This window comes from Streptomyces sp. NPDC102514 (genome assembly GCF_055584525.1).
In genome coordinates, this window is record NZ_JBVJLW010000004.1 from 250,227 (window position 1) to 262,694 (window position 12,468).

The 12,468-nt window shown below is 67.7% G+C and carries 11 protein-coding genes; 6 read left to right on the forward strand and 5 right to left on the reverse strand.

Annotation, left to right across the window (positions count from 1 at the left end):
* Positions 1-107 precede the first annotated feature (107 nt).
* Genes ACZ60E_RS12500 through rpmH form a run of 5 tightly spaced genes read right to left on the reverse strand, consistent with a single transcriptional unit; the run spans position 108 to position 2,839 of the window.
* Positions 108-620 (reverse strand): Jag family protein, encoded by a 513-nt coding sequence (locus tag ACZ60E_RS12500; protein WP_210881456.1) that lies wholly within the window; start codon positions 618-620, stop codon positions 108-110.
* A gap of 19 nt (positions 621-639) precedes the next feature.
* Positions 640-1,944: a membrane protein insertase YidC gene (gene yidC / locus ACZ60E_RS12505; RefSeq protein WP_385833730.1), complete on the reverse strand. Its 1,305-nt coding sequence runs from the start codon at positions 1,942-1,944 to the stop codon at positions 640-642.
* Positions 1,945-1,947: 3 nt separating this feature from the next.
* Entirely contained in the window at positions 1,948-2,313 is a 366-nt protein-coding gene (gene yidD / locus ACZ60E_RS12510) for a membrane protein insertion efficiency factor YidD (RefSeq protein ID WP_384807852.1), read from the reverse strand.
* Positions 2,310-2,681, reverse strand: coding sequence for a ribonuclease P protein component (gene rnpA / locus ACZ60E_RS12515; protein ID WP_210881459.1), 372 nt, complete (start codon positions 2,679-2,681; stop codon positions 2,310-2,312). The genes yidD and rnpA overlap by 4 nt, the downstream gene beginning before the upstream one ends.
* Positions 2,682-2,701: 20 nt before the next feature.
* Positions 2,702-2,839: a 50S ribosomal protein L34 gene (gene rpmH, locus ACZ60E_RS12520; protein ID WP_003967884.1), complete on the reverse strand. Its 138-nt coding sequence runs from the start codon at positions 2,837-2,839 to the stop codon at positions 2,702-2,704.
* Between the two features lie 418 nt (positions 2,840-3,257).
* On the opposite strand from rpmH, the gene dnaA reads away from it, so the two are divergent.
* From dnaA to gyrB, 6 genes are all read left to right on the forward strand, one after another.
* Entirely contained in the window at positions 3,258-5,147 is a 1,890-nt protein-coding gene (dnaA, locus tag ACZ60E_RS12525; RefSeq protein WP_384807854.1) for a chromosomal replication initiator protein DnaA, read from the forward strand.
* Between the two features lie 1,033 nt (positions 5,148-6,180).
* The gene (gene dnaN / locus ACZ60E_RS12530; RefSeq protein WP_384807856.1) at positions 6,181-7,311 is read left to right on the forward strand and encodes a DNA polymerase III subunit beta; all 1,131 of its coding nucleotides are present in this window, start codon (positions 6,181-6,183) and stop codon (positions 7,309-7,311) included.
* Between the two features lie 129 nt (positions 7,312-7,440).
* Positions 7,441-8,316, forward strand: a complete 876-nt coding sequence (gene gnd / locus ACZ60E_RS12535) for a phosphogluconate dehydrogenase (NAD(+)-dependent, decarboxylating) (RefSeq protein ID WP_469439938.1) — start codon at positions 7,441-7,443, stop codon at positions 8,314-8,316.
* Between the two features lie 102 nt (positions 8,317-8,418).
* On the forward strand, positions 8,419-9,543 hold the full coding sequence (gene recF / locus ACZ60E_RS12540; protein WP_384803838.1) for a DNA replication/repair protein RecF: 1,125 nt from the start codon (positions 8,419-8,421) through the stop codon (positions 9,541-9,543).
* On the forward strand, positions 9,540-10,085 hold the full coding sequence (locus ACZ60E_RS12545; RefSeq protein WP_469439939.1) for a DciA family protein: 546 nt from the start codon (positions 9,540-9,542) through the stop codon (positions 10,083-10,085). The genes recF and ACZ60E_RS12545 overlap by 4 nt, the downstream gene beginning before the upstream one ends.
* Positions 10,086-10,407: 322 nt before the next feature.
* Positions 10,408-12,468 (forward strand): DNA topoisomerase (ATP-hydrolyzing) subunit B, encoded by a 2,061-nt coding sequence (gene gyrB / locus ACZ60E_RS12550; RefSeq protein WP_199854776.1) that lies wholly within the window; start codon positions 10,408-10,410, stop codon positions 12,466-12,468.

A 12,468-nucleotide genomic window follows, 5' to 3' on the forward strand; every position in this document is an offset into this window, starting at 1 on the left:
TGACGCGCTGACTACAAGGACTATCAGGAACTATCGACAAGCACCGGGCTGACAAAATTCGGCCCCGCCTGCGAACACAGACGGGGCCGGAAGTACGACGTGCTTGATCAGGCGGGGAGCACGACGACGAAGCGCTGCGGCTCCTCGCCCTCGGACTCGCTGCGCAGGCCGGCCGCCTTGACGGCGTCGTGCACCACCTTGCGCTCGAAGGGCGTCATCGGATTCATCTTGACCGGCTCACCGGAGCTCCTGACCTCGGCCGCGGTCTTCGCGCCCAGCTCGGAGAGCTCCTCACGCTTCTTGGCGCGATAGCCCGCGATGTCCAGCATCAGCCGGCTGCGGTCTCCGGTCTCCCGGTGCACGGCCAGGCGTGTGAGCTCCTGGAGCGCCTCCAGCACCTCGCCGTCACGGCCGACCAGCTTCTGCAGGTCACGGCTGTTGGAATCACTGATGATCGAGACAGCCGCACGGTCGGCCTCGACATCCATGTCGATGTCGCCGTCGAGGTCGGCGATGTCCAGCAGACCCTCAAGGTAGTCGGCCGCGATCTCGCCCTCCTGCTCCAGGCGGGTCAGGGTGTCGCCACCCTCAGGGGCAGCGGAGGTGGTGCCTTCCGTCACGGGATGGACTCCTTCTTGCTTACTTCTTGGACGGGGACTTGGGCCGCTGCGGACCCTTGCGCTGTCCGGACTGGGCCTTGCTCCGGGTGCCACCGGATGCGGGCTTACCGCCGGACGCGGGCTTGCCACCCGCAGGCTTGGGGTCGGGCTTGGCGTCCTGCGGTTCGTCGGACTTGCTGAGGGAGGTCTTCGGCTCGGACTCGCCCGCTGCCTTGGCACCGCCCTGGACCGTGCCCGACTGCCGCTGGGACTTGCTCTGCCGCTTGGGCTGCTGGCGCTTGGGAGCCGCGCCTGCCACCGGGGTGCCGTCCTCGGTCTCGACCAGGGTCGAGGCCTCGCTCTTCACCACGTTGCCGTCGGCCTGGGCCGCCAGGCCCGCCTTGGTCAGGCCGTTGATGAACTTGCGCTCGAACTCGTTGCGGTCACGGCCCTTGGCGACGATGGCCTTGACGATGGCCTTCTCTCCGCGCCCGCGGGTCTTGCCGTGCTGCGTGACGTGCTTGTTCAGGCGCTCCAGGTAGGAGGCCTGGGCCTTGGAACCCGGCGTCGGGTTGTTGCGGATGACGTACATCTGCTGGCCCATGGTCCACACGTTGGTGGTCAGCCAGTAGACGAGGACACCGACGGGGAAGTTGATACCGAAGACGGCGAACATGACCGGGAAGACGTACATCAGCATCTTCTGCTGCTGCATGAACGGCGTCTTGACCGTGGTGTCGACGTTCTTCGTCATCAGCTGACGCTGCGTGTAGAACTGCGAGAACGACATCAGGACGATCATGATCGCCGTGACGACGCGCACGTCGGTGATCGAGGAGCCCAGTGCTTCGACCTTGGCGCTGCCGTCCGTGAACTTCGCGGCCAGCGGGGCGCCGAAGATGTGCGCCTTCTGCGCGCTCTCCAGCAGCCGGTCGTTGATCACGCCGATGGTGTCGTTCGACGCGATGCCGTTGAGCACGTGGTACAGGGCGAAGAAGAACGGCGACTGCGCCAGGATGGGAAGGCACGAGGAGAGCGGGTTGGTACCCGTCTCCTTGTACAGCTTCATCATCTCTTCGGACTGGCGCTGCTTGTCGTTCTTGTAGCGCTCCTGGATCTTCTTCATCTCGGGCTGCAGCGTCTGCATCGCCCGGGTGGCCTTGATCTGCTTCACGAAGAGCGGGATCAGGCAGATACGGATCAGGATCACCAGGGACACGATGGACAAGCCCCAGGCCCAGCCCGTGTCGGGGCCGAAGATGGCGCCGTACACCGAGTGGAACTGGACGATGACCCAGGAAACGGGTGTCGTGATGAAGCTGAAAATACTGGCAATCGTGTCCACTAATCAGGCTCCTTGAGCATGGGACGGGGTCTCGGCGGCCGGGCTTGAGGGATGGTTGGACATACCGTGCCCCTCGGTGGCCGGTTCGGCGGCGGAGTTCCCGCCCTTGCGTGCACGCCAGGCGTTGCGCAGCATCTCGTGCCACCGCGGACGCTTGCGCGGCGGGACATGGTCCACACCGCCGAGCGACCACGGATTGCAGCGCAGGATGCGCCAGGCGGTGAGTGCCGTTCCCTTGATCGCACCGTGCCGGTCGATGGCTTGGTACCCGTAGTGGGAACACGACGGGTAGTACTTGCACACCGGCCCGAGCAACGGGCTGATGGTCCACTGGTACATCTTGATGAGAGCCAGCAGCGGGTACTTCATCGCGCGCCCCCTCCCAGCAACCGCTCCAGGGCGGCGTCCAGGTCTCGGGCCAGCTGTGCATGGTCGGCGTCGCCCGCACCGGGCAGCGCTCGTACGACTACCAGGCTACCGGGGGTCAGCCGAGCCACTCGCGTACGCATCAGATGGCGAAGCCGACGCTTCACCTTGTTGCGCACGACGGCTCCGCCCACGGCTTTGCTGACAACGAAACCCGCACGCGTCGGGGGAGTGCTCTCCCCAGGCACGTGCGGGTCTGTTGCACCGCTACGAAGGTGGACGACGAGGAGCGGGCGTCCGGCCCGGCGTCCTCGGCGTACCGCGGTCGCGAAGTCCTCGCGCCGCCTCAGCCGATGCTCGGTAGGCAGCACGTCATGACCTGTTTAGGTAATCAGGCGGACAGGCTGCTGCGACCCTTGCCACGGCGGTTCGCGAGAATCGCGCGGCCGGCACGGGTACGCATCCGCAGGCGGAAGCCGTGGGTCTTGGCGCGACGGCGGTTGTTCGGCTGGAAGGTGCGCTTGCTCACTCGGGGGCTCCAGAAAGAATCGGTGGCGGCGGAGTGCCGTCCTGGCTGTCACCGTGCGCCAACGAGTAGCTCGCATTACGCCCGAGTGCACCGCTTCCCGATCACTCTTCGCGATCTGTGCCCATCGGAGGCAGGCGGCAGCAGCCATCGACAACTCGACCTGGTCACGGTACGCGCGGCTACGCCATCCGGTCAAACCGGCGCCGCACGGGAGACACTGTCCACAGGCTGGGGACAACAACTTGAACCGCATGGGTCGCCCTGACTACCGTGGCCGGACTCCGGTTCGTTCCCTTCTCTCCGCTCCAGCTCATTCGTTCCGGCCGCTGCAGCAGCTTCGTCCACCCCGTTCACCGAGTTCCAACCCAACCCGTCCCAGGAATCACACGTTCGTGGGACCCGTGAGAGAGCGTGCCCTGTGGCTGACGTACCTGCCGATCTTGCCGCAGTGTGGCCACGAGTATTGGAGCAACTTCTCGGGGAGGGCCGCGGGCAGGGTGTCGAGACGAAGGACGAGCACTGGATCAAGCGCTGCCAGCCGCTGGCGCTGGTGGCGGACACCGCACTGCTCGCCGTCCCGAACGAATTTGCGAAGAACGTCCTCGAAGGGCGCCTGGCCCCGATCGTCAGCGAGACGCTGACGCGTGAGTGCGGCCGGCCGATCCGGATCGCGATCACCGTCGACGACTCGATGGGGGACTCCCCCGCACCGCCGGCGCCGCCCGTCCAGCAGTCGCAGCAGCGTTACGAGGACCAGGACCGCTCGCCCTCGCAGGGCCGCGACGGCTACCGCGGGTATGGCCGGCACCGCGCGGACGACCGCATGGACGATCATCCGCAGGGCCGCCCCGATCAGCAGCCGCCCTCCCACGAGGACCAGCTCCCGACGGCCCGCCCCGCGTACCCCGACTACCAGCGCCCCGACCCGGGCGCCTGGCCGCGGCCCTCGCAGGACGACTACGGCTGGCAGCAGCAGCGGCTGGGCTTCCCCGACCGCGACCCGTACGCGTCCCCTCCGCGGGACTACCGGCAGCAGCCGGGCCGCTCTCCGTACGACCAGCGCTCGGACTACGAGCAGCAGCGGCCCGACTACGACCAGCCCCGCTCCGACTACGACCAGCGTCCCGACCGCCGTGACCGGTCCGAGCCTCCCTCGCCGTCCGGCATGGGCCATGTCCACCGCGGCGGCCCCGTCGGCTCGTCACTGCCCGCCTCCAGCGGCGCACCGGGCCCGCTGGCCGCACAGCCGGCGCCCGCGACGGGTCCCGGCGAGCCCACCGCGCGCCTGAATCCGAAGTACCTCTTCGACACCTTCGTCATCGGGGCCTCGAACCGTTTCGCGCACGCGGCCGCCGTCGCCGTCGCCGAGGCTCCGGCCAAGGCGTACAACCCGCTCTTCATCTACGGGGAGTCCGGGCTCGGCAAGACGCACCTGCTGCACGCGATCGGGCACTACGCGCGCAGCCTCTACCCGGGCACGCGGGTGCGGTACGTGAGCTCGGAGGAGTTCACCAACGAGTTCATCAACTCCATCCGCGACGGCAAGGGCGACAGCTTCCGCAAGCGGTACCGCGAGATGGACATCCTGCTCGTCGACGACATCCAGTTCCTGGCGGACAAGGAGTCGACGCAGGAGGAGTTCTTCCACACCTTCAACACGCTCCACAACGCGAACAAGCAGATCGTGCTCTCCAGCGACCGGCCGCCCAAGCAGCTGGTGACGCTGGAGGACCGGCTGAGGAACCGCTTCGAGTGGGGTCTGATCACCGATGTCCAGCCGCCCGAGCTGGAGACCCGGATCGCCATCCTCCGTAAGAAGGCGGTGCAGGAGCAGCTCAACGCCCCGCCGGAGGTGCTGGAGTTCATCGCGTCCCGCATCTCGCGCAACATCCGCGAGCTGGAGGGCGCGCTGATCCGGGTGACGGCGTTCGCGTCGCTCAACCGGCAGCCGGTCGACCTCGGTCTCACCGAGATCGTCCTCAAGGACCTGATCCCCGGCGGTGAGGACTCGTCCCCGGAGATCACCGCGCCGGCCATCATGGCGGCCACCGCCGACTACTTCGGCCTCACGGTGGACGACCTGTGCGGCTCCTCGCGCAGCCGGGTCCTGGTGACGGCCCGCCAGATCGCCATGTACCTCTGCCGCGAACTGACGGACCTCTCCCTGCCGAAGATCGGCGCGCAGTTCGGCGGCCGTGACCACACGACCGTGATGCACGCCGACCGCAAGATCCGCGCGCTGATGGCCGAGCGCCGCTCGATCTACAACCAGGTCACCGAACTCACGAACCGCATCAAGAACGGCTGACACCCACCACGGTACGTCACGGAAGGCGCCCCGGGACTCGTTCCCGAGGGCGCCTTCGCCGTTCCTGCGCCAGATCGGCAGCAAGGGGCGCGCCGTCCCCGGATGCGCTCAGACGCTCCCGTACGCGTCCTGTGGACCGTCTCCCGGAGGCTCCGGACCCCTCTTCGGGCCCCCGGAACCCCTCCCGAAGCGCCTCCGAACCCCTCCGGAGCCCCGCCCCGACCCGTTTCGCCGTTACCCGACAGCCATCAGCTGTTCGATTACGCGCCTGGTTACGGGCGCCCTCCACAGATTCGGGGACTTTCTTGTGTCCACACCCTGGGGACTGCGAAGTTGTCCAGATCGTGTCCACAGGCACGGCAGCTGAAAGAGAATCAGCCCAGCTCAGTCGCCTGTGGATCCGTGGATAAAAGATCTCCACAGCCTGTGGACAAAGAAATGATCCACAGGCTGTGCGGGAAGTTGTCCACCGGCGACCCACAGGCTAGGGGCAGTTGTCCCCAGTGATCGTCAGCTTCTCCACATCGCTGTCCACTGTTCGGCAACACGACGCGCGTTCTCACCGGGTCGAGTGAAAGGCGTCACACGAAGGTGCCGGGTTGGGCTGTGGGGAACGTGGGTAAAGCTGGGGACGGCGCTGGGGAGAAGTACCCCCTGCCTGTGCACGGAGTGTGCAGAACTTTTCGTCGTCCACAGAAGAGGCGTGTTATCCACCGCCTCCACCCACAGGGTCAGTGGACAAAAAACCTGCTCTGACCTGCGAAAACGGGGTTATCCACGGTATCCACAGCCCCTACTACTACTGACAACTAGAGAGAGCCTGAGAACCGTTTCGAAGCCTGGGCTGTGCACAACTCACGCTCGGAGCCTCGACTGCCGCTCGGAACGACTTGACCCCGAGAGGCACCGACTGTCAGTGCGGTGCGTCAGACTGGTCCCCGGCGACCGGCCCATCGGTGGGCTGAGCAACGCCGAGTCAGACGACGAAGACCGAGCAGGGCGAGAGCGCCGGCAACAGACGGAGGCGGCAACGGTGAAGATCCGGGTGGAACGCGACGTACTCGCGGAGGCAGTGGCCTGGGCGGCACGCAGCCTCCCGGCCCGTCCACCGGCGCCTGTGCTCGCCGGCCTCCTTCTGAAGGCCGAGGAGGGCGCACTGAGCCTCTCCAGCTTCGACTACGAGGTCTCGGCACGCGTCTCCGTGGACGCGGAGATCGACGAGGAAGGCACGGTGCTCGTCTCCGGCCGCCTGCTCGCCGACATCTGCCGCGCCCTCCCCAACCGGCCGGTGGAGATTTCCACAGACGGTGTACGGGCGACCGTGGTCTGCGGCTCCTCACGCTTCACCCTCCACACACTGCCTGTGGAGGAGTACCCGGCGCTGCCGCAGATGCCGGTCGCGACCGGCACCGTCCCCGGTGACGTCTTCGCCTCGGCCGCCGCACAGGTGGCCATCGCAGCGGGCCGCGACGACACGCTGCCTGTGCTCACCGGTGTGCGCATCGAGATCGAGGGCGACACGGTCACCCTGGCCTCCACCGACCGCTACCGCTTCGCGGTCCGTGAGTTCCTGTGGAAGCCGGAGAACCCCGAGGCGTCCGCGGTCGCCCTGGTGCCCGCCAAGACGCTCCTGGACACCGCCAAGGCGCTCACGAGCGGCGACAGCGTGATCCTGGCGCTGTCCGGCTCCGGAGCCGGTGAGGGCCTGATCGGCTTCGAGGGAGCGGGCCGGCGTACGACCACGCGTCTGCTGGAGGGCGATCTCCCGAAGTACCGCTCGCTGTTCCCGACGGAGTTCAACTCGATCGCCGTCATCGAGACCGCCCCCTTCGTGGAGGCCGTCAAGCGTGTGGCCCTGGTCGCCGAGCGCAACACTCCGGTGCGGCTGAGCTTCGAGCAGGGCGTGCTGATCCTGGAGGCCGGCTCCAGCGACGACGCACAGGCTGTGGAGAGGGTCGACGCCCAGCTGGAGGGCGACGACGTCTCGATCGCCTTCAACCCGACGTTCCTGCTCGACGGACTGAGCGCCATCGACTCCCCGGTCGCGCAGCTCTCCTTCACGACGTCCACCAAGCCTGCGCTCCTCAGCGGCAGGCCCGCGCTGGACGCCGAGGCGGACGAGGCCTACAAGTACCTGATCATGCCGGTGCGGCTCAGCGGCTGACGAAGAGCCGCAGGTGAGGGCATACGTCTGAGCGGCTATGCCCACAGGTGGGCAGGAGAGTCCGGGTTTAGGCTCGGGCGCAGGCACGAAAGTGCCCTCCTGCCACATCGCTAGTGAAGGAACAACCTGATGGAGCTCGGTCTCGTCGGCCTCGGCAAGATGGGCGGCAACATGCGCGAGCGCATTCGCCGCGCAGGCCACACCGTCATCGGATACGACCGCAACGCGGATCTCGCCGATGTCCACAGCCTTGAGGAGCTTGTGGGCAAGCTCAAGGGTCCGCGGGTCGTGTGGGTGATGGTCCCGGCCGGTGCCGCGACGCAGTCCACCGTCGACGAGCTCGCCGAGCTTCTTGAGCCGGGTGATGTGGTCGTGGACGGCGGGAACTCGCGCTGGACGGACGACGAGAAGCACTCCGAGGAGCTGGCGGCCAAGGGCATCGGTTTCGTCGACGCCGGCGTCTCAGGGGGCGTGTGGGGCCTCAAGAACGGCTATGCGCTGATGGTCGGCGGCGACGCCGAGCACATCGCCAAGGTCCAGCCGGTCTTCGACGCCCTCAAGCCGGAGGGCGACGCGGGGTTCGTGCACGCGGGCAAGGTCGGCGCCGGGCACTTCTCCAAGATGGTCCACAACGGCATCGAGTACGCCATGATGCAGGCCTACGCCGAGGGCTGGGAACTGCTTCAGGCCGTCGACTCGGTCACCGATGTGCGCGAGGTCTTCCGGTCCTGGCAGGAGGGCACGGTGATCCGTTCCTGGCTGCTGGACCTGGCGGTCAACGCGCTGGACGAGGACGAGCACCTGGAGCGGCTGCGCGGCTTCGCGCAGGACTCCGGCGAGGGCCGCTGGACCGTCGAGGCGGCCATCGACAACGCGGTACCGCTGCCCGCGATCACCGCGTCGCTGTTCGCCCGCTTCGCGTCCCGGCAGGACGACTCGCCGCAGATGAAGATGATCGCGGCACTGCGCAACCAGTTCGGCGGCCACGCCGTCGAGAAGAAGTAGCCCGGAGGCGGTCCGGAGGATTCCGGCAGCGGTTCGGGAGAAGAAGCAGTCCACGGGTCCGCACCGCGGATCCACAGCTCCGGGGGAGGTCGGCGAACGACCATGCACGTCACGCATCTGTCGCTGGCCGACTTCCGTTCGTACGCCCGGGTCGAGGTTCCGCTCGACCCGGGCGTCACCGCGTTCGTGGGACCCAATGGCCAGGGCAAGACCAACCTCGTCGAGGCGGTCGGCTATCTCGCCACCCTGGGCAGCCACCGGGTCTCGTCCGACGCGCCACTCGTGCGGATGGGTACCGAGCGGGCGATCATCAGGGCCAACATCCGCCAGGGCGATCGCCAGCAGCTCGTGGAACTCGAACTGAACCCCGGCAAGGCGAACCGCGCCCGCATCAACAGGTCCTCGCAGGTCAGACCCCGTGACGTACTCGGCATCGTACGGACCGTGCTGTTCGCGCCCGAGGACCTGGCGCTGGTCAAGGGCGACCCCGGTGAGCGCCGGCGGTTCCTCGACGAGCTGATCACCGCACGCTCCCCGCGGATGGCGGGCGTGCGCTCGGACTACGACCGGGTCCTGAAGCAGCGCAACACCCTCCTGAAGTCGGCCGCGCTCGCCCGCCGCCACGGCGGCCGCACGATGGACCTCTCCACCCTCGACGTGTGGGACCAGCACCTCGCGCGCGTGGGCGCCGAGCTGCTCGCCCAGCGGCTCGACCTGATCGCCATGCTCCAGCCGCTCACCGACAAGGCGTACGAGCAGCTGGCGCCCGGCGGCGGTCCGGTGGCCCTGGAGTACAGGCCCTCCTCGCCCGGGATCACCGGGCACGCGCGCGAGGAACTGTACGAACAGCTGACCGCGGCCCTGGTGGAGAGCCGCAAGCAGGAGATCGAACGGGGGGTCACCCTCGTGGGCCCTCACAGGGACGAACTACTGCTCAAACTTGGCCAGCTGCCCGCGAAGGGATACGCGTCACACGGCGAGTCCTGGTCGTACGCGCTGTCGCTGCGCCTCGCCTCGTACGACCTGCTGCGGGCCGAGGGCAACGAGCCGGTGCTGGTCCTCGACGACGTGTTTGCCGAGCTGGACACCCGCCGTCGCGAACGCCTCGCCGAACTGGTGGCCCCCGGCGAGCAGGTGCTCGTGACGGCCGCGGTCGGCGACGACGTGCCCGGCGTACTGGCGGGGACGCGGTACGCCGTGTCCGAGGGCGCCGTGGAGCGCGTATGAGCGAGAACACACCCGACCCGGAGAACACCCCGAAGAACGCTCCCGAGCCCTCCGGGGTCGACCTCGCGCGCGTGGCCCTGCGCGCGGCGAAGGAGCAGGCACGCGCGCGCGGGGACGCGGTGCGGGACAAGAAGCAGGCGCGTCGTGGCGGTCTGCGCTCCGGCGCGCACGCCGACGGGCGCGATCCCATGGCACTGGGGTCCGCCATCAACCGGCTCATCACCGAGCGCGGCTGGGAGACCCCGGCCGCCGTCGGCGGGGTCATGGGCCGCTGGCCGCAGATCGTCGGGGACGACCTGGCCAAGCACTGCGTACCGGAGAAGTACGACGAGGACGAGCGGGTACTGGTCGTGCGGTGCGACTCGACGGCCTGGGCCACCAACCTGCGGCTGCTCGCTCCGCAGCTGGTCGCCCGCCTGAACGAGGACCTCGGGCACGGCACGGTGAGGCTGATCAAGGTGCTGGGCCCCGGGGGTCCCGCCCACCGCTACGGCCCCCTGCGCGCCCCCGGCAGCACGGGTCCCGGCGACACCTACGGGTGAGCCAGACCGGGCGGTATGCCGTCCGTAGCGCGGGGTTGACACCCGGAAGCGCTGAGTGCCGCTCTGCGCCTCTTTGAGCCCGGGTCCACATATGGGGAGTCGGTGGAGACCGGTTCAGGGCGGCACATGCGGACTCAGGTACCGGCAAACCCCCATCACTGTCGGCGCTACCGGTAGACTGGAAGCTAATCCCGCCCCACTTGTGGGACACACCGAGCAACGCTGACAAAGGCTTACCGACGTAACACGCCGCAGCCGCTCCGGACACCCTCCTCCGAGGGGACCCGGAGCTTGGCTTGTGCTGTGCCAGAAAGGGCGCTTCGTGGCCGATTCCGGCAACCCCAACGAGAACATCCCGTCCACCGACGCGGCCGCGAAAAGCGGGTCTCACTCCTCGAACGGCGAGGTCACGGCCTCGTACGACGCCAGCGCCATCACCGTCCTGGAGGGTCTGGACGCGGTCCGCAAGCGACCCGGTATGTATATCGGCTCGACCGGCGAGCGCGGACTGCACCACCTCGTGTACGAGGTGGTGGACAACTCCGTCGACGAGGCGCTGGCCGGCCACGCGGACACGATCGACGTCACGATCCTTCCCGACGGCGGTGTCCGCGTCGTCGACAACGGCCGAGGCATCCCGGTGGGCATCGTGCCCTCCGAGGGCAAGCCCGCCGTCGAGGTCGTCCTGACCGTGCTGCACGCGGGCGGCAAGTTCGGGGGCGGCGGTTACGCGGTCTCCGGTGGTCTGCACGGCGTGGGCGTCTCCGTCGTGAACGCGCTGTCCACCAAGGTGGCCGTCGAGATCAGGACCGACGGACGCCGCTGGACGCAGGACTACAAGCTGGGCGTCCCGACTGCGCCGCTGGCCGAGCACGAGGCCACGGACGAGACCGGCACCTCGGTCACCTTCTGGGCCGACGGGGACATCTTCGAGACCACGGACTACTCCTTCGAGACGCTCTCGCGGCGCTTCCAGGAGATGGCGTTCCTCAACAAGGGTTTGACCATCAAACTCACTGATGAGCGCGACTCGGCGAAGGCCACGGTGGGCGCCGACGAGGCCGGTGCGGACGAGCCCGTGGAGGTCAAGTCCGTCACATACCACTACGAAGGCGGCATCGTCGACTTCGTGACGTACCTCAACTCCCGCAAGGGCGAGGTCATCCACCCCACGGTGATCGACATCGAGGCCGAGGACAAGGAGCGCATGCTCTCCCTCGAAGTCGCGATGCAGTGGAACGGCGGCTACAGCGAGGGCGTGTACTCCTTCGCCAACACCATCCACACCCATGAGGGCGGTACGCACGAGGAGGGCTTCCGTGCGGCGCTCACCGGTCTCATCAACCGGTACGCGCGCGACAAGAAGCTGCTGCGCGAGAAGGACGACAACCTCACGGGCGACGACATCCGCGAGGGTCTGACGGCGATCATCTCGATCAAGCTGGGCGAGCCGCAGTTCGAGGGCCAGACCAAGACCAAGCTGGGCAACACCGAGGCGAAGACCTTCGTACAGAAGGTCGTGCACGAGCACATCAGCGACTGGCTGGACCGCAACCCGAACGAAGCCGCGGACATCATCCGCAAGTCCATCCAGGCGGCCACCGCGCGCGTGGCGGCCCGCAAGGCCCGCGACCTCACCCGCCGCAAGGGGCTCCTGGAGACGGCGTCGCTGCCGGGCAAGCTGAGCGACTGCCAGTCGAACGACCCCACCAAGTGCGAGATCTTCATCGTCGAGGGTGACTCCGCCGGCGGTTCGGCCAAGTCCGGCCGGAACCCCCAGTACCAGGCGATCCTCCCGATCCGAGGAAAGATCCTCAACGTCGAGAAGGCGCGGATCGACAAGATCCTGCAGAACCAGGAGATCCAGGCGCTGATCTCGGCCTTCGGCACCGGGGTCCACGAGGACTTCGACATCGCGAAGCTCCGCTATCACAAGATCATCCTGATGGCGGACGCCGACGTCGACGGCCAGCACATCAACACCCTGCTGCTGACCTTCCTGTTCCGCTTCATGCGTCCCCTGGTCGAGGCCGGGCACGTCTTCCTGTCCCGTCCGCCGCTCTACAAGATCAAGTGGGGTCGCGACGACTTCGAGTACGCGTACTCGGACCGTGAGCGCGACGCCCTGATCGAGCTCGGCCGACAGGCCGGCAAGCGCGTAAGGGAGGATTCGATCCAGCGCTTCAAGGGTCTCGGTGAGATGAACGCCGAGGAACTGCGCATCACGACCATGGACCAGGAGCACCGCGTCCTCGGCCAGGTCACCCTCGACGACGCCGCCCAGGCCGACGACCTCTTCTCGGTCCTGATGGGTGAGGACGTCGAAGCACGCCGCGCGTTCATCCAGCGCAACGCCAAGGACGTCCGCTTCCTCGACATCTGA

Excerpts from the sequence above, each read along its gene's own strand:
- yidD (WP_384807852.1), bottom strand. The coding sequence starts at position 2,313 with ATGAAGTACCCGCTGCTGGCTCTCATCAAGATGTACCAGTGGACCATC.
- gnd (WP_469439938.1), top strand. The coding sequence starts at position 7,441 with ATGGAGCTCGGTCTCGTCGGCCTCGGCAAGATGGGCGGCAACATGCGC.
- recF (WP_384803838.1), top strand. The coding sequence starts at position 8,419 with ATGCACGTCACGCATCTGTCGCTGGCCGACTTCCGTTCGTACGCCCGG.
- ACZ60E_RS12545 (WP_469439939.1), top strand. The coding sequence starts at position 9,540 with ATGAGCGAGAACACACCCGACCCGGAGAACACCCCGAAGAACGCTCCC.